The 19,659-nt window shown below is 71.9% G+C and carries 16 protein-coding genes; 7 read left to right on the top strand and 9 right to left on the bottom strand.

Features of this window, described 5'->3' with window-relative positions; translation table 11 throughout:
• Positions 1-27: 27 nt before the first annotated feature.
• From sbnB to ACWCRJ_RS41145, 4 genes are read right to left on the bottom strand one after another with little or no spacing between them, the layout of a single operon-like run.
• Positions 28-1,068 (bottom strand): 2,3-diaminopropionate biosynthesis protein SbnB, encoded by a 1,041-nt coding sequence (gene sbnB, locus ACWCRJ_RS41160; protein ID WP_450944099.1) that lies wholly within the window; start codon positions 1,066-1,068, stop codon positions 28-30.
• Positions 1,065-2,135: a TauD/TfdA family dioxygenase gene (locus tag ACWCRJ_RS41155; protein WP_450944098.1), complete on the bottom strand. Its 1,071-nt coding sequence runs from the start codon at positions 2,133-2,135 to the stop codon at positions 1,065-1,067. The genes sbnB and ACWCRJ_RS41155 overlap by 4 nt, the downstream gene beginning before the upstream one ends.
• A complete protein-coding gene (locus ACWCRJ_RS41150) occupies positions 2,132-4,600 on the bottom strand; it encodes a non-ribosomal peptide synthetase (RefSeq protein ID WP_450944097.1) in 2,469 nt (822 codons plus the stop codon). Before ACWCRJ_RS41150 ends, ACWCRJ_RS41155 begins: the two co-directional genes overlap by 4 nt.
• A gap of 14 nt (positions 4,601-4,614) precedes the next feature.
• Positions 4,615-7,125: a Pls/PosA family non-ribosomal peptide synthetase gene (locus tag ACWCRJ_RS41145; protein ID WP_450944096.1), complete on the bottom strand. Its 2,511-nt coding sequence runs from the start codon at positions 7,123-7,125 to the stop codon at positions 4,615-4,617.
• Between the two features lie 578 nt (positions 7,126-7,703).
• Here ACWCRJ_RS41145 and ACWCRJ_RS41140 point away from each other — a divergent pair.
• Together ACWCRJ_RS41140 and ACWCRJ_RS41135 are read left to right on the top strand one after the other, a co-directional pair.
• Positions 7,704-8,828 carry a YihY/virulence factor BrkB family protein gene (locus ACWCRJ_RS41140; protein WP_179859985.1) on the top strand — a complete coding sequence of 375 codons (1,125 nt, stop codon included), beginning with the start codon at positions 7,704-7,706 and terminating at the stop codon, positions 8,826-8,828.
• A 137-nt stretch (positions 8,829-8,965) separates the two neighbouring features.
• Positions 8,966-9,664, top strand: coding sequence for a helix-turn-helix domain-containing protein (locus ACWCRJ_RS41135; RefSeq protein ID WP_450944095.1), 699 nt, complete (start codon positions 8,966-8,968; stop codon positions 9,662-9,664).
• Between the two features lie 69 nt (positions 9,665-9,733).
• Here the strand turns inward: ACWCRJ_RS41135 and ACWCRJ_RS41130 are convergent, their stop codons facing one another.
• Positions 9,734-10,138: a VOC family protein gene (locus ACWCRJ_RS41130; RefSeq protein WP_450944094.1), complete on the bottom strand. Its 405-nt coding sequence runs from the start codon at positions 10,136-10,138 to the stop codon at positions 9,734-9,736.
• A 141-nt stretch (positions 10,139-10,279) separates the two neighbouring features.
• On the opposite strand from ACWCRJ_RS41130, the gene ACWCRJ_RS41125 reads away from it, so the two are divergent.
• Positions 10,280-10,960 carry a hypothetical protein gene (locus ACWCRJ_RS41125; RefSeq protein WP_450944093.1) on the top strand — a complete coding sequence of 227 codons (681 nt, stop codon included), beginning with the start codon at positions 10,280-10,282 and terminating at the stop codon, positions 10,958-10,960.
• Positions 10,961-11,003: 43 nt separating this feature from the next.
• Here the strand turns inward: ACWCRJ_RS41125 and ACWCRJ_RS41120 are convergent, their stop codons facing one another.
• The 3 genes from ACWCRJ_RS41120 to ACWCRJ_RS41110 form a co-directional block, all read right to left on the bottom strand.
• Positions 11,004-13,256, bottom strand: coding sequence for a sulfatase (locus ACWCRJ_RS41120; RefSeq protein WP_450944092.1), 2,253 nt, complete (start codon positions 13,254-13,256; stop codon positions 11,004-11,006).
• A gap of 204 nt (positions 13,257-13,460) precedes the next feature.
• Positions 13,461-14,501: a LacI family DNA-binding transcriptional regulator gene (locus ACWCRJ_RS41115; protein WP_450944091.1), complete on the bottom strand. Its 1,041-nt coding sequence runs from the start codon at positions 14,499-14,501 to the stop codon at positions 13,461-13,463.
• A 269-nt stretch (positions 14,502-14,770) separates the two neighbouring features.
• On the bottom strand, positions 14,771-15,217 hold the full coding sequence (locus ACWCRJ_RS41110) for a DUF1772 domain-containing protein (RefSeq protein WP_450944090.1): 447 nt from the start codon (positions 15,215-15,217) through the stop codon (positions 14,771-14,773).
• 90 nt (positions 15,218-15,307) lie between these two features.
• Between ACWCRJ_RS41110 and ACWCRJ_RS41105 the strand changes: the two genes are divergently transcribed.
• Both ACWCRJ_RS41105 and ACWCRJ_RS41100 read left to right on the top strand, forming a co-directional pair.
• Positions 15,308-15,889 (top strand): TetR/AcrR family transcriptional regulator, encoded by a 582-nt coding sequence (locus ACWCRJ_RS41105; RefSeq protein WP_450944089.1) that lies wholly within the window; start codon positions 15,308-15,310, stop codon positions 15,887-15,889.
• Positions 15,890-16,215: 326 nt separating this feature from the next.
• Positions 16,216-17,817: a carboxylesterase/lipase family protein gene (locus ACWCRJ_RS41100; protein WP_450944088.1), complete on the top strand. Its 1,602-nt coding sequence runs from the start codon at positions 16,216-16,218 to the stop codon at positions 17,815-17,817.
• A gap of 6 nt (positions 17,818-17,823) precedes the next feature.
• Here the strand turns inward: ACWCRJ_RS41100 and ACWCRJ_RS41095 are convergent, their stop codons facing one another.
• Complete coding sequence (locus tag ACWCRJ_RS41095; protein ID WP_450944087.1) at positions 17,824-18,582, bottom strand: helix-turn-helix domain-containing protein; 759 nt, start codon at positions 18,580-18,582, stop codon at positions 17,824-17,826.
• A 221-nt stretch (positions 18,583-18,803) separates the two neighbouring features.
• Between ACWCRJ_RS41095 and ACWCRJ_RS41090 the strand changes: the two genes are divergently transcribed.
• Both ACWCRJ_RS41090 and ACWCRJ_RS41085 read left to right on the top strand, forming a co-directional pair.
• A complete protein-coding gene (locus ACWCRJ_RS41090) occupies positions 18,804-19,475 on the top strand; it encodes a DUF4097 family beta strand repeat-containing protein (protein ID WP_450944086.1) in 672 nt (223 codons plus the stop codon).
• A gap of 41 nt (positions 19,476-19,516) precedes the next feature.
• Positions 19,517-19,659 (top strand): ATP-binding cassette domain-containing protein (locus ACWCRJ_RS41085; protein WP_450944118.1); only part of this gene is annotated, 143 nt, incomplete at its 3' end.

Genomic DNA, 19,659 nt, shown 5'->3' with positions numbered 1-19,659 from the left:
ACTGTCGTACGCGCTGCGCCCGGCCGTTCAGCCGTGGCGGCGCAGCTCGTGGAAGAAGTCGTCCACGACCCGCAGTCCGCCGGAGCGGGCCACGTGCTCGTGGACATGACCGCCGACCGCGAGGTCGAGGACCCCGAGGCCGAAGGGCGAGAAGACCACCGGACGGTCCGCCGGCACGGACGCCCGGCCGGTGAGGACGTCGTGGAGCGTTCCGTCGAGGAAGTCCCGGGCGCCGGTGAGCTGTTCGGTCAGGTGCGGTGACGTGTTCGCCTTCAGACAGTGCTCGACGTCGTCGACGAAGTTCGCCGACGCGAGCAGCACCTCGGGCGCGAGATCGCGCAGCGACACGTGCAGCACCAGCGGGTTGTGGGCGAACCACTTCGGTTCATGGACGTGCGGCTCGCCCGCGATCGTCGCGAAGACCACCAGGTCGCTCGCCCGGATCACGTCCTCGGCGCCGTCGTACACGGTCACCCGCCCGTCGGCGCCGGACCGCTCCAGGTACCCCCGGAACCCGGCCACGCTGTCCGCGGACAGGTCGTACACCCCCACCTCCTCGAACGCGAAGTCCGTCGCCGCGAGGAACGTGTGGATGTACCGGGCGATCAGGCCGGTGCCGAGGAAGCCGACCCGGGCCGGGCGCGGCGCCCCCCGGCGCCCGCTCAGCCGGTCGGCCGCCAGCGCCGCCGACGCCGCCGTCCGGGTGGCACTGATGACCGAGGCCTCCAGGCACGCGAACGGATAGCCGGTGGCATGGTCGTTGAGGATCAGCACGGCGGACGCGCGCGGCAGCCCGGACGCCGTGTTCTCCGGGAAACTGGAGATCCACTTCAGCCCGTCCACCTGGAACCTCCCGCCGAGCGAGGCGGGCAGCGCGATGATCCGCGAGGACGGCCGGTCGGGGAAGCGCAGGAAGTACGACGGCGGGTTGACCGTGTCGCCGGTGTCCCCGTTCCCGTGCAGGAGGTAGGCGGACTCGACCAGTTCGACGATCTCCCGCTCCCGTCCCCGCAGGGCCTGCTGCACCTGGGCGCCGGAGATCACGGCGAAACCCGGAACCTCGGTCATACGGGACTCTCCTTCGTGGGGAAGCCGGCCGGCCGGAAGTCCGCCGGCCGTACCGGGTCCGCGAGGCCCACCAGCACCTCGCGGGGTCCCTGATACGGCTCACGGCTGTGGGCGCAGCGGAGGTTGTCGACGAGGAGCAGGTCGCCCGGCCGCCACGGCCGGCGGACGGTGTGCGCCTCGTAGACCTCGTTGAGCGTCTCGACCACGTCGGCGCCGATCGGTTCGCCGTCGCCGTAGCGGGTGTTGAAGGGCAGCCCGTCGGCCCCGTACAGGTCCACCAGGTACTCGCGCACCTCGGCGTCCATGGTCCATTCGCTGAGGAACGCGATCTGGTTGAACCAGCAGCGGTGGCCGCTCACCGGGTGCCGGAGAACGGCGGGGCGCCGCTGCCGGGTGCGCAGGGTCCCGTCGGGCCCCCAGTCGAAGGCGATGGAGTGCGCCCGGCAGTAGGCCTCGACGACGGTCCGGTCGTCGGTGCCGAACGCCTCGGCGACCGACGCGCCGATCTCGTCGTTGTACGAGCGGGTGAGCAGCCAGCCGTCCCGCTCGAACCGTTCGGTCAACTCCGCCGGGAGCGCGGCCAGGACGGCCGCCGAGTCGGCGATCCCGGTCGCCCCGCCCCGCTCGGCGGCCTCCAGACAGGCGAGGAGCAGCAGACCGGGGACCCGCACGCCGTAGCTCGACTCGTGGTGCATGCACATCGGTTGGTTCGGCGGCCAGGCCGTCGACGAGTACACGCCCCGCGCGTACGTCCGCCGGGGCGCGAACGCCTCCCTCTCGGTCATCAGCGTGTCGGTCAGCCCCCGGAAGACGGCGCCCACTTCGGCGGCGTCCCGCAGTCCGAGTCCGCGCACCAGCACCGAGCCGTGCTCGGCGACGGCGGCCCGCAGGGCGTCCCGCCGCCCGGCCGCCCACCGGGCTGCGGGTTCGGCGGGGGAGACCGTGAGCAGCGGCGGGCTGTCGGTCGACAGCTCGATGTCCGGCAGCGGCAGGGCGGTCGCGGACGACGGGGCCGCCGCCGCGTCCTTCCGGCGGCGCCCGGCGGCGCGGCGGCCCAGGAAACTCATGACGTCCTCCCGAGGGTGGCGGGGCCGGCGGTGGCCCTGGTGTCTATCAGTCCGGCCAGCCCGGACAGCACCGGATGGGTGGTCACGTCCTTGGGGGAGACCGCCCGCCGCAGGGCGATCGCGAGCTTCACCGCCGACAGCGAGGTGCCGCCCCGGTCGAAGAAGTGGTCGTGCCGGCCGATCCCGGCGCGTGGCACACCGAGCACCTCGGCCCACGCGTCGGCCAGCCGCTCCTCGGTCGCCGTCGCCGGCGGCTCGCCCGGCCGGCCGTCCACCGCGTCGAGTTCCTCGGCCAGCGCCGTCAGCGTCCGCCGGTCGGTCTTGCCGTTGGCGGTCAGCGGCAGGCTCTCGCGCCGATGGAACACCGACGGCACCATGTACGCCGGCAGCGAGGCCGCCAGCCGGTCCCGCAACTCCTCGGCCGCGAGGGGCCGGCCGGAGTGGAAGGCGACCAGCCGCTCGCCCCCGGCGACCACCACCGCGCCGTCCCGCACCCCCGCCACCTTGAGCAGCGCGTTCTCCACCTCGCCGATCTCGATGCGGAAGCCGCGCACCTTGACCTGGGTGTCCCGGCGGCCGAGGAACTCCAGCTTTCCGTCGGGCCGCCAGCGCCCGTGGTCCCCGCTGCGGTAGAGGCGCTCGCCGGGCCGGTAGGGGTCGGTGGTGAAGGCCTGCGCGGTGCGCTCGGGATCGTTGACGTACCCTCGCCCGACACACACCCCGGAGAAGACGATCTCCCCCGGCGCGCCCAGCGGCACGAGCGAGAGACGCTCGTCGACGACGTACACGCGCACGTTCCGCACGGGACGGCCCAGGGGCACCCGGCCCCCCTCCGGAGCCCGGTCCATCACCTCGTGGTTGGTGTCGTCCGAGGTCTCGGTCAGCCCGTAGGCGTTGACCAGGGGTATCCCCGGCTCGCCCGCGAACCAGCGCTCCGCCAGCTCCCTCTTCAGCGCCTCCCCGGTGACCGACACCCGGCGCAGGTCGGGCAGTTCGCGCGGGTACCGCTCCAGATGGGCGAGGACCGCTTCCAGGTACGACGGCACGACCTGCAGCACGTTCACCCGGCCGCCGACGACGCGGTCCACGAACCGCTCGACGTCCAGGATCACCTCCTGCTCCACCAGGAGGGTCCGGCCACCGGCCAGGGGTCCGGCCAGCAGCTGCCACAGGGAGATGTCGAAACACTGGGGCGCGGTCTGCGCGACAGTGTCCCCCTCGCCGATGCCGAGGTCGTCGAGCTTGGCGTGGAGATGGTTGAGCATCCCGGCGTGCTCGCACATCGCGCCCTTGGGCTCGCCCGTGGAACCGGACGTGAAGTAGATGTACGCGAGCCGGTCCGGGGCGATCTCCAGACCGAGGTCGAAGTCCTGGTGGGCCTCGTCGTACGCGTCCTCGACGAGCAGCCGCCGCACCCCGGGCAGGGTGGTCAGCGCCCGGTCCAGCGTGGTCGTGCTGCCCCGTTCGGTGAGCACCAGCTCGCATCCGGCGCGAGCCAGTGTGGTGGCGATGCGCTCGGCGGGGAAGTGCGGCTCGACGGGCAGATAGACGCCGCCCGCCTTGAACACCGCGAGGACGGCCGCCATCCAGTCGAGGTCGCGTTCGGTCACCACCGCGACGACATCCTCGTGGCCGAGGCCCCGGGCCAGCAGGGCCCGGCCGAGCCGGTTGGCACGGGAGTTGAGTTCGCGGTACGTCCACTGCCGCTCGCCGTGGACGGCCGCGACGGCGTCCGGGTGCGCCACGACCCGCTGCTCGAACAGCTCGTGCACCCGGCGGTCCGGCAGATCGCGCAGGGGCCCGGCCAATCCGTCGAGCTGGAACCGGAGTTCGTCGTCCGACACCAGACTCCGCCCGCTGTGCCCGGCGTCCGGTCCGGTGGCCAGCAGGGTGAGGGCGGTGACGTGGTATCCGGCGATCCGGGCCCCGCCGTCCTCGTCGAGCACGTCGGTGCGGTAGCGCAGCCGCAGCGCCGGGCCGTCGTCGCGGTGCACCAGCCCCACCCGCAGGGCCACGTCGGTGTCGAGGTCGCCGTCGCCCCCGCCGGTGTCGAGCACCGTCTCGAACGGCGGCTCCGAGAGCCCCAGTTCGTGCCGCAGGGCGTCCACCGGATATCCGGCGTGTGTCAGCAGCTCCGCCGTGATCCGGTGGGCGTGCTCCAGCAACGCGCGCCAGGTGCCGTCGGGCGTGACGCGGAGCCGGCACGGCAGCAGACGGCCGTCCTCCAGCAGGCCGATGGTGACCTCGCTCTCGCCCGACAACGCGGCGAGCACCTTCGCGTGGGCGGCGAGCAGCGCGGCCGCGCCGTCGACGGCCGTCAACAGTCCTTCGGGCAGGGCGACTTCGTGGACGCCCACCCCCTTCTCCGGGTCGGCGCTCCACCGCGGTATCGCGGTCCGCCCCCCGGCGGTGAGCACCTCGTGCCAGTACGTGCGGGCAGCCTTGCCCGACTCCGAACGGTCCATCGTTTCCCCCCGATTCACCGTGTTCCGGTGTTCTCCGTCGCCGGGTTCCCGCCCCAGCGCGCGTGCGGCGGCACCTCCTCGCCCTTCATCAGGAAGGAGTCGGGCGCGAGCACGGCTCCTTCGCCGAGGACGACGCCGTAGTGGACGAACGCCCCGACCTCCAGCGTGCTGCCGGCGCCGATCGTGACGTGGTCGGACTTGAAGGTGCCGTCCTCCTGAGAATGCGCCTGGATCTTGCTCCCGGCGGCGAGTGTGCAGTCGTCCCCGACGGCCGTCAGGGTGCGCTCGGTGATGTACACCCCGTCGTCGAAGACCCGGCGCCCGATCCGCACCCCCAGCAGCCGCCAGACGAGGCTCTTGTAGGGGGTGCCGTTGAGCACCTCCAGGTGGGCGTCCGGCAGCTTCCACAGCCGTTCCTGCCGCCAGAAGACCGGGTCGTAGATGGAGCACAACCTCGGCCGCAGCGGCCGGAAGCGGGTCAGGGACCGTTCCACCAGCGCGTGGTACAGGACGGTGAACACCAGCGCCGCCAGGGGCAGCGCGGCGAGCGCGAGCAGTCCCGCCGGGCCGTCCCCGTGGCCGTACAGGTCGAAGGCCGCGAAGCCGAGCACGGTGAGCGCGAAGGTGTGCAGCCAGCGCAGGAACAGGAACAGTCCCATCGAGCGCAGGTTGAAGCGGTTCTTCGCGGCGAGGCGCCGGCGCAGCTCCTCGCCCTCGCGCAGATGGTCGAAGCGACTGTCGCGCTCCACCGAACGCGGGATCTCGAAGGGCGGCGAGCCGAGCAGCCCGACCCCTTCGCGGATCTCGCCGTCGAGCGGCACCAGCACCTTCGTGGCCAGCAGACAGTTCTCGCCGGTCCGCCCGCCCACCGGGTAGGCGATGGCGTTGCCCAGGAAGTTGTGTCCGCCGATCGCCGTCCGGGACACCCGGAACGAGGTGCCGGAGTAGTCCGCGTTCATGACCGACAGGCCGTCCGCGACCATCGTGCCCGCGCCGACCTTCACCAGGTACGGCGTCTCGTGCTGCACAGCGGTCCCGAAGTTGGAGCCGGTCTGCTCGACGCGTGAGAGGTCGTATCCGAGGGCCCTGAGACAGGGGACGATGTAGGAGCTGTCGCCGCACAGCCAGGTGAAGAGTTTGAGGTTGGTCAGCCGGGCGACCGTGCGGTGCACCGAGTAGTGGAAGCCGTACAGCGGATAGGTGCGGTCCGGCTTCACCAGCGGGCGCAGCAGCCGCGGTACGACGAAGACGGCGACGGCGGCCGCGACGACGGAGCCGGCGAACAGCGCGAGCGACAGGGCCGCCGCCTCGGCGTAGAAGCGGGCGGTGGTGAGGTGCAGTGACGCCGGGTCGAGCAGGGTCTCCAGCTCGGGCGCGGCGGTGAGCAGCAGATAGGCCCCGCCGATGGTCAGGGGCACGTACAGCAGCAGCGCCTGGAGCAGGGCGGCGGACCCGTATCCGGCCCGCCGGAGCGTGCCGCAGGGGAGCGGGGCGACCCGGATGTGGTCCACGTCCGTGCGCCGGGCCGGTGAGCCGTGCCAGCTCTCACCGGCCGGGACCGACTCGCCGTCCCGCAGCGCGGAGGAGTGGCCGAGCTGGGAGCCGTCACCCAGGGCGGTGCCGATGTCGAGGACGGTGTGCTCGCCGACGAAGACGTCCCGGCCGAGGGTGACGGGGCCGGTGCGGATGCGCCCGGCCCGCGCCCGGTAGCAGAGGAAGGCGGAGTCCTTGCGGATCACCGTGCCCGCGCCGATCGTCAGCAGGTCGGTGCAGACCGGGAGGGTGCGGCTGAGGACGGTGACGCCCGGTCCGATGCGGGCGCCGAGGGCGCGCAGGTACAGCACGTACAGCGGGTTGCCGACGAACAGGAGCATCGGGCTGGTGCGCAGCAGCGCCTTGACGATCCAGAACCGCAGGTACGCGGGGCCCCAGACGGGGAACTCCACGGGCTTCCACCGCCCGATCAGCAGCCATTTGGCGGCGACCGGCAGGACGCACAGGGCGGACAGGGCGAGCGCGCCGAAGACCGCCGAGCGCAGGTAGACCGCGACGAACCCCGAGGCGTCCGCCACCCACTCGTACCCCTGTACGTATCCGGTGGTGGCCAGGAGGCAGTACCCCGCGAAGAGGAGCAACTGCAGTACCCCGCACAGGGTGTAGCGGACGGTGCTGCCCGGGGGCACGGGTTCGGCGGGCGGCGGTGGGGCGGCCGGCGTCGCCGGGGCCTTCGCCAGCGCGGCGGCGAGGCTGCGGAGGGTGGGGTGGCCGTAGACGTCCCGGATGGACACCGACGGCAGTTCGGGGTGCTTCCTGACCCGGGCGCAGAAGTGCGCCATCGTGAGCGAGTTGGCACCGAGATCGTCGAAGAAATGACTTTCTGCGGATATATGTTCGACGCAAGCGACGTCGGCCAGGAGTTCGGCCATGAGTCGTTCGGTGGCGGTGTACGATTCCGCCGCGTCCGGCTCGGCCTCCTGGACCTCGCCCGGTGTTTCCACCACGGGTCGTGGCGCTGGCAATGTCATTGAATTTCTCCGCGACAGGTATGGCGATGGAAGGCGCCCGGGGGTGAACGGGACGGCGCGCGGAATGACAGAAGGAGGGGAATTTGCGAGGGGGGTTGCGGAAACGGAAAGAGGTGACGTGTGGGACGGAATCGATCAGGCCTGCTCGGGACCTGTGCGAGTTCCCCGGTGTGCGCTGTGCCGGCGGCTGGTCCGGATGGGTGCAGCGGAATGCAATCCGGATTCTTTCGGTACATTCGGGAACGGGTCAAGCGGGGCCGGGTGATTGACGCTTTCCCGCCCCTTTCCCGATCTCTTCGGACGTGCCGGACCCGAACCCGCCCCGCGCTCCATCGGGAAACTTACCGTGGAATGATACGGATATGCCCGAACGTTCACCTTCCGGCCCCGCAGTGATTCGGCCAGCACGTGCATGACAGAAAAGGCGATTCGGAATCACCTTTGGTTTCTCCTGGGTTTCCCTTTGTTTGCTGCCCCGTCACGCGTCCGGAGGGAACCGTGCGCCGCACGCGGACCCCGCCGCGGCCGACGGCACGGGGGAGGTGAGGGTGACACGCGCAGGCGGATACCTTTAGGGCGTGCAGCCAGCAAGTCAGTCACCCCCACCGCCCGAGAGCCCGCATGGGCGTCTCCACCGCGCGCGTGCCCTCTACCGGGACGTCTCCAAGCGCAGGACCGCATGGCTGCTCCTGAAGGACACCGTCAACTCCTGCATCGAGTACCGCATCCTGGGCCTCGCGGCCGAGGCGGCGTTCTTCTCGCTGCTCTCCGTGCCGCCGCTGCTGCTCAGCATGATCGGCCTGCTCGGCTACGTCGACGACTGGACCGGCGCCGACACCATCGCCAGCCTGGAGCTCAACCTCCTGGAGGCCTCGCGCACCGTCCTGTCCGAGAAGGGGGTCGCGCAGATCGCGCAGCCCATCCTGGACGACGTGATGAAGGGCGGTCGCCCCGACGTCATCTCCATAGGCTTCCTGTTCGCCCTGTGGTCCGGCTCCCGTGCGGTGAACGTCTTCATCGACACCATCACCGTCATGTACGGCCTCGACGGCGTCCGCGGCATCGTCAAGACCCGCCTGATGGCGTTCCTGCTGTTCATCGTGGCCCTGCTGATCGGCTCGATCGCCCTGCCGCTGATGGTCGCCGGGCCCGACGCCGTCGTCCGGATCGTCCCGTGGTCGGCGACCGTGGTCCAGGTCCTCTACTGGCCCGTCGTGATCGTCCTGTCGATCGTCTTCCTGACGACGCTCTACCACGTGTCGGTGCCGGTCCGCTCGCCCTGGGTCGAGGACGTCCCCGGCGCCCTCGTCGCGCTCGGCATGTGGGTGCTCGGCAGCTTCCTGCTCCGCATCTACCTCTCCAACACCGTCGAGGGCGCGACGATCTACGGCTCCCTGGCCGCCGCCGTCGCGGTCCTGCTCTGGATCGGGGTGGGCGCCTTCGCCGTCCTCGTCGGCGCCGCCGTCAACGCCGCGATCGACCGCGTCTGGCCCGCCGCCGCCACGGCCGCCGCCCGCGCCGCCAACGAACGCCTCCGCGAGGAGCAGGCCGCCGAGTACGTGGCCCGTGCCGCCGCCGCCCGCACCCACGACCCCGAGGACCCCGACATGCCTTCCGAGTTCCCGGAGCGCTGGTCCCGCTTCCTCCCCCCGGAGGACGTGACGTCGCGACTGCGTCCGCCGGTGAAGAAGGGGGAGGAGTAGGGCACGGGGAACCGCGCGATCAGCCACGGACGACCCGCGGCCGCCACATCCCCCCGCACCCCCACGTTCCCACGCCGCTCGCCGCTCGCCGCTCCCGGCCCCGGACGGCCGGTGGCCACAGGCGTAGCCTTCCTCGTGTGTACGCGGAGAGGGCTTCTCGGCTGGGTGACGGGGCCGTCGTGTGGACGAACGCACCCGACGGCCCGCGCGGGGCCGGCCCCGCGCGGGTGCTGCCGGACGGGTGCATGGATCTGCTGTGGAACGACGGGCGGCTGCTGGTCGCCGGACCGGACACCAGGGCGTACGTCCCCGCGGGGCACCCCAGCGGTTGGGCGGGCCTGCGGTTCTCTCCGGGTACCGCGCCCGCCTTCCTCGGTGTACCCGCGCACGAACTGCGGGACCGGCGGGTGGAGCTGGCGGACCTGTGGTCCCCGGCGGTCGTGCGACGGCTCACCGTCCGGGTGAACGCGGCGCGTGATCCGGCGAGCGGGCTGGAGGAGGTGGTCCTGGGGCGGGCGGCCGAGGTGGGCCGGCCCGATCCGGTCCTGCGGCAGATCGTCGCCGACCTCGACGCGGGGCGGACCGTCGCGGCGACCGCCGACCGACTCGGCCTGGGAGCCCGGCAGTTGCACCGCCGGTCGCTCGTCGCCTTCGGGTACGGCCCCAAGACGCTGGCGCGGGTGCTCCGGCTGCGACGGGCGCTCGCGCTCGCCCGGGACGGACTGCCCTTCGCCGAGACGGCCGCCCGGACCGGCTACGCCGACCAGGCGCATCTGGCCCGGGACGTCAGGGAGTTGGCGGGACTGCCGCTGGGCGAACTGCTCGCCGGCCGGTAGCGCGACGGGCGTCCCGCTCGGCGGCCGGCCGTCGCGGTCGCCGGTGACCGCGGGGAGCGGGCCGAACGGTCACCCGGCGGCGGGTTCCGGCAGGGGTGCGAAGAGGTCGACGCCATTGCCGTCGGGGTCGAGGATCACGGCGTACCGCTGGCCCCACACCGCGTCCCACGGCTTGAGTTCGCCCCGGTACCCCGCGTCCACCAACTCCTCGTACACCGCGTCGACTTCGGCCGGACTGTCGCACAGCAGGGCGAGCCCGGCGCCGCCACCCGTTCCCGGGCGGTACCCCGGGTGGAAGGAGCGGACGGTCTCCTCGGTGTCGAGCAGCAGCCGCAGCCCGCCGGGCAGGTGGGCCTCGGCGTGCGGCAGGTTCTCGGCGCCCTTCGGGAAGGCGAAACCGAGGCGGCGGTAGAAGGCGACGGAGGCGGCCATGTCCGAGGCCACCATCCCGATCGCGTCGAGTCGTGGAGTCATAGGGCCACCGTAGGCGGCCCGGTGACGGCCGGTCTTGAAGGAATCGGACACGGACCCCGACAGGAACCGTGTGAGTAAGCGCTCTCACGAGTACGGACTCTTCGGCCCACCTGTGGAACAGCTGTGCGGCAAGATGTGGGCATGCACATGCCCCGTACCGCGCGTGTCCTGCTGCCCCTGGCCCTGCTGCCGTCGCTGCTGCTCACCGCCTGCGGGACGGAGAAGGTCGTGGACACGGGCCGTGCGCCCTTGGCGCCGGTCCCCGACCGGGCGGAGCTGACCGCTCGGGCCGAGGCGTTGGGCCTCGCGCCGGGGCTCGTCTACGTCACCGAGGCCCCGGGATTCACGCTGGCCCGTCAGTCGGTCGGCGTGTACGGCGCCGACGGTTTCTCCGCCGCCTACTGGTCCCGGAGGAACAGCGCCCAGCTCCTGCTTCTCGTCGACCGCGGCACGATGACCGCCGAGAACTGTCCCGAGCGTCCGCTCGGCCGGGGCACCGAGGGGACGGTCGGCTGTGAGCGCGACGGTGACGCCTGGTACCGCACCTCGGTGGGTCAGCACGAGTACGCGGTGCCGCAGGACGGGCACCTCGTCCTGATCAGCGCCGCCACGGACGCCGTCGACCGCGCCACCCTGCGGGCCGCCGCCCGGGCCGCCCACCGCCCCACCGACGCCGAACTGGCCTGCATCCTTCCGCGCCGCCACCAGGACGAGCCCCAGCCCGCGCCCTCGCCCTCGCACGACGGGCAGCCGGCCGAACGCGGCGACCTCCCCCCAGTGGGCGACGGGGCACCCGACAACGAGGTGGGCACGTCGGGGTGAGCCCGGACACCGCCGCACCGGGGCGGGCGAGCCGGCCGGACTCCTACGGCGCGGCCTGGCCCTGCGGGCCGAACGCCGTCATGAAGCGGTCGCGGAACTTGTCCATCCGCCACACCGGGGTGTCGTCGGCCGGCTGGAGACCGTCGGTCCAGCCCCAGTCGGCGACCTTCTTCAGCACCTCGGGGTCCTTGGCGACGATCGAGACCGGCACGTCATGGCTGGGGTTGTCGCCGGTGACCGTCTTGTTGGGCTGGTGGTCACCGAGGAAGACCAGCACGGTGTCCCGGGAGCCGTGCTTCGCGACGAAGTCGACGAGGCTGCTCACCGAGTACTGGATCGACTTGCGGTACTCGTCCCGTACGGCCAGCGGGTCCTTCCAGACCTCCGTGGGGTTCTTGCCCTCGGCCTTCTGCAGCGAGTGGTAGACGGACCCGTCGCCGACCTGGTCGTCGGGGATCGTGCGCGGGATCGGTGCCCACGGGTTGTGGCTGGAGGTCAGGATGATCTCCGCCATCATCGGCTCGCGGTCCTTCTTGCCGTGCTCCAACTCCTCGAAGGCCTTCAGCGTGTACTGGTCGGGCATGGTCGACCAGCTGAACTTCGGACCCTTGTAGCCGAGTTGGTCGGAGTCGTAGATGTGGTCGAGGCCGAAGTACTTGCCCTCGGGCCAGGCCATCTGGGTGCCGGGCACGACACCGACCGTGCGCCAGGCGCCGGTTCGACGGAACGCCTCGGTCAGGGTGAGCCGGTCGCTCGCGACGAGGTTGGCGTAACGCGACTGGTTCTTGATCCACAGACCGGACAGGAACGTGGAGTGGCCCAGCCAGCTGCCGGCGCCGGTGATGGGGGAGCGCAGCCAGCCGCTCTGCGACGCGTAACCGGCGTCCTTCAGCTCCCGCGTCTTCTGCGCGAGCGTCTGGCTGAGCGGCTCACCCATCCGCGGGTCGTCGATCGCGGAGCGGCCATAGCTCTCGATGAACGTGATCAGTACGTCCTTGCCGCGAAGCCCCGTCAGGAGCTGATCGGGCGGCACGTCCGCGAAGGCGTCCACCGCGGACTGCTTACGGAACGCCTCCCCGTCCTTCAGCCCGTCGTTCACCGCCTCGATCCGGTTCTCCACGAGCGTCGCCGCGCTGTGCGAGGCCACCGGGACGTCGGACACCTCCAGCGTCAGCGTCGAACACGTGATCCATGCGGTGCCCAGGACGAGCAGCGTACGGCCGGCCGTGTGCCGGTGGCGCACCATCAGCCTGCTGATCCGCACGACCGCCAGCGTCATCAGCACCGGCAGCGCCAGCGCGAGGAGGATCACGCCGACCGTCGCGGCCTGCGCGGCGGCGCCGCCGAGCGAGTCCTTCATGAACGACTGCGCGTCGTCCAGCAGGATCCAGTCGAGCACCAGGTCGAACGGGCGGTCCAGGGTCCAGTACGACCCCATGTCCAGCACCTTGACGATCGTCAGCAGCCCGAGCAGGACCCCGACCACCACCACCGCCACGCGCCGCGCCTTCGTCGGCAGGACGAGCAGCAGCCCGGCGACCAGGATGCCCTCCGCCGGGATGCGCAGGAAGCGTCCGAACTCGATGCGGGTGATGTCGTTCGGCACGAGCAGCGCGAACATGACGAGCGCGACGGCCAGTCCGGTCACGGCCCAGGTGACGGCCCGCGCGGCCCGGGGGTGCGCGGCCCGCCAGCCGGAGGGGGCTGCGGCGGGGGGCGGCGAGGGTGACGCGGATGGGGATGGGGATGGGGATGGGGAGAGGGGCGGGGCAGGAGTCGATGTCGGGGCGGGCTCTGGTTGCGGGTCGGGGGTCGACTCCTGCTTCGACTCCTGCTCCGGTTCCGATTCCGGATCCGGGGTCGAACCTAGGCCCGACGTCTGCTCCGATGCCGAATCCGGTTCCGTCATCGGCTCCGGTTCCGGCTCGGGTTCCGTCATCGGTTCCGACTCCGTCGCCGGCTCCGACTCGGTCTGCGTCTCTGCTTCGGGCGCGGATTCCGCACTGGCCTCGGACTTGGCCTCGGACTTGGCCTCGGACTTGGCCTCGGACTTGGCTTTGGGTTCCGGCTCGGCCGCGGGCTCGGACGTGGCCTCGGGCTCCGGCTCGGCCTCGACGGTGGAGGCCGTCTCTGTCTGCGTACCCGCTTCCGCCGCCGCCTGTTCGCCCGCCGTCGCCACCGCGTCCGTGGAACCCGCTTCCGACGTCGGCTCCGGACGGGCGGCTTCGTCGGGGGTTCTGTCGTCGTCCGGTGCCGGTGTCGGTCCCGGAAGCTGCGGAGAGCGTATGTGCGACAACCCGAAGGTCCTTCCCTGTGGAGCATGTCGAGCTCGGTGCTGGTGGCGCGGAGTGGGCCGGGGCCGGATCGGCCGCCGGAACACCCGAGGGGCGAATCCCTATCCGTACGGTCCCACGACGCCAACCGTTCACCGGAACTCAGGGTCGCCGCAACCACTTGACCGAACCAAAACGCACCAGGCTCCCACCCCGCGCCGACCTGCTCAGGCCGAGCGCGGCACCCCCGTGCTGGACCGCTCCACCAGTCGCGTCGACAACTCCGTGCGTGTGCCCTCCGGTTGGTCGCCCTCCATCATCCGCACCAGCAGCCGGAGAGCGCTCTGGGCCATCTCCGAGAGCGGCTGGCGGACGGTGGTCAGCCCGGGAGTCGCCCAGCGGGCCTCGGGAAGGTCGTCGAATCCGACCACGCTGATGTCGTCCGGCACCCGCAGCCCCCGCTCGGCCAGCGCCTCGTACACCCCGAGGGCCATCTTGTCCGAGCAGACGAACACGGCGGTGGGCGGCTCGGGAAGATCGAGCAGCTCGAGCATACGGTGGTGGGCGGTGGTCTCCATGAAGTTGCCGTAGCGGACGTACTCCGGCCGGTACGGGATCCGCGCGGCCGTCAGCGCCGAGCGGTAGCCCGCCACCCGGGCGCTGCTGCACATCTTGCGCCGGTATCCGGCGATCACGGCGATCCGCTCGTGCCCCAGGGACAGCAGATGGTCGGTGGCGGTCATCCCGCCCTGCCAGTTGGCCGCGCCGACAGACACCACGCCCGGCGGCGGTTCCAGGACCGGGTCGATGAGCACGAACGGGATGCGGTGCTGGGTGAGCCAGGAGTACTGGGCGGGGGACAGCTCGGCGAGGTTGAACAGCACGCCCGCGGAGCCCCGTGCGGTCAGCTTGTCGAACCAGCCGCGTTCGGGGCGGGCGCCCCGGGTGCGGGTCAGGCCGGCCGAGACCACGACCTCCAGGCCGGCCTCGTGGGCGGCCTGTTCGACACCGTGCAGGACCGCGCCCGACCAGGAACTCTCCAGGGAGTGGACCACCAGGTCGACCATGCGCGGTGGTTGCGACGCCTCGAACCGGGGTCTGCGGACGTAACCGAGCCGGTCCAACGCCTCGGTGACCCGGCGCCTGGTCTCCGGGGCCACGTCCTCGCGGCCGTTGACCACCTTCGAGGCGGTCGGCACGGACACCCCGGCCTCGCGCGCCACCACCGCCAGCGTCGGCCCGGCCGTCGCGCTCCCGCCACGCACCATCGCGACTCCACCTCTCAGGGCCCCGTCCCGAGGGCCGGTGAAATTTTCGAACAGCGTCTCTCGCACGGCGCAGGTGTGCACCGCGTAGCAAGCGCTTCCTACGGTAAGCCCAACTCAACACGGCGGGAAGAAGCGGGGATTCACAGGACCGCCCAGGCCAAAACTTTCGAAACTTCGAACAAGGGAGCTGGGGGGCGAACGCCGTCGAGCACCCAGGAAAGCGGGCCCTCGCATTCCCCGGCTCGGGGACGCGAGGGCCCGCCGCCGCCTCAGGCGAGGGCGGCGACCAGCAGGGTGAAGGCGGCGACGATGACGGCGACGCGGGCGTAGTGGTAGCGCTCCCAGCGCTTCATCTGCTGCTTCCAGTCGTCGGGCCGGTTGTCGGACGTCCAGGTCTTGCCCTGGTTGTTGATCGGCACGAGCAGCAGGATCGACATGATCACGCTGGCGATCAGCAGCGCGCCCGCGGTGATGACGAGACCGGTGCCGTGGTGGTGCCACCCGGCGACGGCCCAGATGCCGACGAGGACGAGTGAGCCGATGTACCAGACCGGCATCACGGCGCCGAGCATCCGGCCCCCGTGGGAGCGGGCCTGCTGATTGCTGTCGTCCGGGAGGGCGTCGAAGATCCGGTTCATGACGAAGGCGACGGAGAACTCCACCCCCACCATCACGCCGACGAGCACGGTGGTGACGACCTCAAGTGCGTTGAGCATGGCGACCCTCGCAATATCTAGTGCTGCTAGCTGATGAGTCAACGCTAGTACTGCTAACGCTCCTTTGTCTAGCAATGCTAGAATCGAGGTATGTCGGTACAGGAACGCAAGCAGCGCGAGCGGGCTGAACGCGAGCGCCTCATCGTGGCGACGGCCCGTGAACTCGCCGAGCAGCAGGGCTGGGACGCGGTCACCACGCGTCGGCTCGCCGAGCGCATCGAATACAGCCAGCCCGTCCTCTACAGCCATTTCCGTGGCAAGCGCGAGATCATCGGCGCCGTCGCCCTGGAAGGCGCGGCCGAGCTGGCCGCGGTGCTGCGGGCCGCGGTCTCCGCGGCGGACGGCGGTCCTCGCGCCCGGGTCACCGCCCTCGCCCGCGCCTACCTGGACTTCGCCGAACGCAACCCGGCGGTCTATGACGCGATGTTCCAGCTCGACGGCGGCCTGGCGTTCGCGCAGGAGGACACACCGGAACCTCTCAAGGACGCCTTCGCCGCGCTGCTGGAGTGCCTCGGCGAGGTCGCCGGGGACGGCGTGGAGCCGGGGCTGTTCACCGAGTTGTTCTGGGCGTCCCTGCACGGGGTGGCGACCCTGACCCGGTCGGGACGGGTGCCGCGGGAGTACACCGGGCCGAGGGTGGAGCTGCTGGTCTCCCGGCTCGCCGCGGTCTGACCCTCCGTCCGGCGGGCAGGCGGCCGGAGCCGGTTCCGCCCGGTGTGGGACCTCGTCCACCACCACTACGCACGGCGACGGGGCCTGTCCGTCGTACATCACCGAACGCGTCCGCCCGAGGGCGGCGGCGGTGACTACGGCTCGACCGGCGGCGGCTACGACCACCTGGGGTTCGGCGCCCTCACGTAGGCCGGACGGCGCCGGACGGGCCCGCCGTCCCCCGAACGGCCGTCCGAAGACCCGGCACGACCGGAATACCGCGTAGGGATGTGGTGCTCTGAGGTGGACGACGGTCCACGAGCGGGCGGGCGTGAGGAGCTGGTGCGATGACGGCAGACCGGCAGGGCCCCGTGGTCAGGACGCCGTACGGGCTCGTACGCGGCACGTACGAGCACGGGGACGGCCACGAGAACGGGATCGCGGTCTTCCGGGGCATCCCCTACGCGGCCCCGCCCTTCGGCCCCCACCGGTTCCGCCCGCCCGTCCCGCCCGAGCCCTGGGAGGGGGTACGGGACGCCGTCGATTTCGGGCCCACGCCTCCGAAGCCGCCGTACTCGGAGGCGTTCGCCCGCTATCTGTCGGACCCCGTCGTCCCGGGCGACGACTGCCTCAACCTGAACGTGTGGACGCCGGCCCCGGACCCCGCCGCCCGGCTGCCGGTCATGCTCTGGATCCACGGCGGTGCGCTCACCCGGGGCTCGTCGGCGGTCCCGGTCTACGACGGTGCCGCCTTCGCCCGTGACGGTGTGGTGCTGGTGTCCCTCAACTACCGCCTGGGAGTGGAGGGTTACGGCCTCTTCCCGGACGCACCGCCCAACCGCGGACTGCGTGACCAACTGGCCGCGCTGGAGTGGGTGCGCGAGGCGATCGCCGGGTTCGGCGGCGACCCGGACCGGGTGACCCTGTCCGGCCAGTCGGCGGGCGCCATCAGCGTCGGCGCGCTGCTGGCCGCCCCCCGCGCGCGGGGCCTGTTCCGGCGGGCCGTCCTGCAGAGCGGGCCGCCCGAGGCCCTGGACCGGGACAAGGTGCGCCGCATGGTCCGCCGGATGGCGACCCGGCTGAAGGTCCCGGCGACCGCCGAGGCCTTCGCCGCCGTGGACCGGACCGCTCTCGTCGAGGCGCAGGCGGAGGCGGGCCGCCTCAGCAGTCCGGTGCTGGGCGGCCCCGCCTTCGGCCTCGTCGTCGACGGCGACCTGCTGCCCACCGATCCGCTGGTAGCGCTGACCGAGCACGGCGCGGCCCCCGGGACCGACCTCCTCATGGGCTGGACCCGCGACGAACACCGCCTCTGGCTCGTCCCCGGCGGCCTCCAGGAGCGTGTCGACCGGCTCGGCACGGTCGCCCTGGCCGGCGCGCGCGCCCGCTGCCGCTGCGGCCCCGAGCTGCCCCGCTGCTACCGCGAACTCCACCCCGACAAGGGCACCGCCGACCTGGTCGGCCGGCTCGTCACCGACCACCTGCTGCGCGTCCCCCTGCACCGCGTGGCGGACGCCCGCCTCGACCACGCCCGGTCCTACGTCTACGAGTTCGCCTGGCCCTCCGGCACCCCCGCCCTCGGCTCCTGCCACGCCCTCGAACTCGGTTTCGTCTTCGACACCGGCGACACCTCGGCGTCCGCCAAGCTCGCCGGAGAGGACCCGCCGCACGACCTCGCCGCCGCCATGCACACCGCCTGGGTCCGCTTCGTCACGGAGGGCACCCCGGGCTGGCCCGCCTGGGACGCCACCCACCCGGTGCGGGTCTTCGACAGCCCGGTGGACGCGGACACCCCGGACGGCATCCGGATGGTCCTCGGTCCCTACGACCCCGAACTCGCGCTCTGGGACGCGGACGCCAGACGCCCCCGCAGAGTCCAGGGCGCGGGCACCTTCGTCACCTCCGGCGGAGGCCCGCTCCCGGCCCTGCGCCGCTTCCGCCGCAGTCCGTGACGGCGTCTAACCGTGCGCCGAGCCGCGCTCGGCGGTCTCGTCGTCCGCGGGCGTCCGGGGCTTGGTGTGGAGGATCTCGCGGGCCTGTTCCGCGGCGCGGACGGTGCTCTCGCCGACGAAGTCGAGGAAGCGGGCGACGTTCTCCAGGCGGGCGGCGGCGGGAGTGCCGGTGCCGAGGACACCGACGCCCTGACGGGCGGTCTCGACGACCTGGGCGATGCCACGGGCGCTGGCGAGCATCGACTGGTACCAGACGTCGTCGTCGACGACGTAGCGCTCGCGGCGGCGCTCGCCCTGTTCCCGGCGGACCATGCCCTGGCCGTTGAGGAACGTGATCGCCTTGGAGATGGACGCGGGGCTGACCTGGAGGCGCTGGGCCAGCTCGGACGCGGTGAGGCTGCCGCTGTCGGTGAGCGTGAGGCAGGCCATCACCCGGGCCATCATCGTGGGCATCCCCGAGGCCGTCATGACGGTCGTGAACGTCTCCTCGTACTCGCGCACGGCCTCGGCGTCGCGCCCGTACGGCTGCTCGGGCGCCCGCGCGGCGAGGGGCGTGGTCGGGCGACGGCGGTGGGCGCGGCGCTCGGTGGCGCGGTGCGCCGGCTCGGCGCGGTAGCCGGTGGGGCCGCCGTTGCGCATCACCTCACGGGTGACCGTCGACGTGGGACGGTCGAGGCGTCTGGCGATCTCCGCGTAGGCGAGGCCGTCGGCCAGCCCCAGCGCGATCTGCCGGCGTTCCTGCTGAGTGAGCCTGCCTCCCGGCATCGCTGTCTCCTTCGTGCTCCGTGGTGTGGCCACCATAGCGTTCACTTCGATTCATTGCAACGCAAGTGGCGCATCTCGTTGCGTTAGATTCGAACTCAGTGCAACGAAATGAAGCCGTTGACCTGCATAAACAGTGGATCTGTGCAACGAATGCGTTGCTGGATCTGTGAATGCAACGTAGCTTTTCCCTTGTCGGAAACAAGGACGTGAAGGAGAGCACGATGCAGAAGTTCGACACCCCCGCCCCGATCTCCGCGGTGCTGAACATCTCGGCCGGACACGTGCGGTTCATCGCCGCCGACCGGGTCGACACCACCGTCGAGGTCCGGCCCGCCAACGCCTCCAAGGACCGTGACGTCAAGGCCGCCGAGCGGACCACGGTCGACTATCGGGACGGGGTGCTGCGGATCGAGGCCCCCAAGGCGAAGAACGAACTCCTCGGCCCCTCCGGAAGCCTGGAGGTCACGGTCCAGCTGCCCGCCGGCTCCCGTGTCGAGGCCACGGCGGCCGCCGCCGAGTTCCGCGGCGTCGGACGGCTGGGCGAGGTCTCCATCGACGGCGCGCACGGTTCGGTCAAGCTCGACGAGGTCGCCGGCGCCCGTCTGGCCCTCCTGGCCGGCGACGCCCTGGTCGGCCGTCTGGACGGCCCCGCCGAGATCACCAGCGGCGCGGGCGACCTGCGCGTCAGCGAGGCCACGGGTGGCACCGTCACCCTGCGCACCGGACACGGCGAGATCTCCGTCGGGGCCGCCGCCGGCGTCTCGGCCTCGCTGGACGCCTCCACGTCCTACGGCCGGATCCGCAACTCGCTCAGGAACGGCGAGGGTGCCGCCGCCCGGCTCGACATCAGCGCCACCACCGGCTACGGCGACATCACCGCCCGCAGCCTCTGACCCCCTGACTGCCACCCGTGACCTTCGAAGGAGCGACTCTCATGACCGACCCGGCCATCGCGGCGAACGGGCTGCGCAAGTCCTACGGCGACAAGACCGTCCTCGACGGCATCGATCTGCGTATCCCGGCCGGGTCCGTGTTCGCCCTGCTGGGGCAGAACGGTGCCGGCAAGACCACCGCCGT

Source organism: Streptomyces sp. NPDC002324 (genome assembly GCF_053593335.1).
This window is presented reverse-complemented; position numbering and strand designations above follow the sequence as displayed.

Bases quoted from the DNA above. Each gene is read 5' to 3' on its own strand.
- sbnB (WP_450944099.1), bottom strand. From the start codon at position 1,068: ATGACCGAGGTTCCGGGTTTCGCCGTGATCTCCGGCGCCCAGGTGCAG.
- ACWCRJ_RS41155 (WP_450944098.1), bottom strand. From the start codon at position 2,135: ATGAGTTTCCTGGGCCGCCGCGCCGCCGGGCGCCGCCGGAAGGACGCG.
- ACWCRJ_RS41150 (WP_450944097.1), bottom strand. From the start codon at position 4,600: ATGGACCGTTCGGAGTCGGGCAAGGCTGCCCGCACGTACTGGCACGAG.
- ACWCRJ_RS41145 (WP_450944096.1), bottom strand. From the start codon at position 7,125: ATGACATTGCCAGCGCCACGACCCGTGGTGGAAACACCGGGCGAGGTC.
- ACWCRJ_RS41130 (WP_450944094.1), bottom strand. From the start codon at position 10,138: ATGACTCCACGACTCGACGCGATCGGGATGGTGGCCTCGGACATGGCC.
- ACWCRJ_RS41125 (WP_450944093.1), top strand. From the start codon at position 10,280: ATGCACATGCCCCGTACCGCGCGTGTCCTGCTGCCCCTGGCCCTGCTG.
- ACWCRJ_RS41115 (WP_450944091.1), bottom strand. From the start codon at position 14,501: ATGGTGCGTGGCGGGAGCGCGACGGCCGGGCCGACGCTGGCGGTGGTG.
- ACWCRJ_RS41110 (WP_450944090.1), bottom strand. From the start codon at position 15,217: ATGCTCAACGCACTTGAGGTCGTCACCACCGTGCTCGTCGGCGTGATG.
- ACWCRJ_RS41105 (WP_450944089.1), top strand. From the start codon at position 15,308: ATGTCGGTACAGGAACGCAAGCAGCGCGAGCGGGCTGAACGCGAGCGC.
- ACWCRJ_RS41100 (WP_450944088.1), top strand. From the start codon at position 16,216: ATGACGGCAGACCGGCAGGGCCCCGTGGTCAGGACGCCGTACGGGCTC.
- ACWCRJ_RS41095 (WP_450944087.1), bottom strand. From the start codon at position 18,582: ATGCCGGGAGGCAGGCTCACTCAGCAGGAACGCCGGCAGATCGCGCTG.
- ACWCRJ_RS41090 (WP_450944086.1), top strand. From the start codon at position 18,804: ATGCAGAAGTTCGACACCCCCGCCCCGATCTCCGCGGTGCTGAACATC.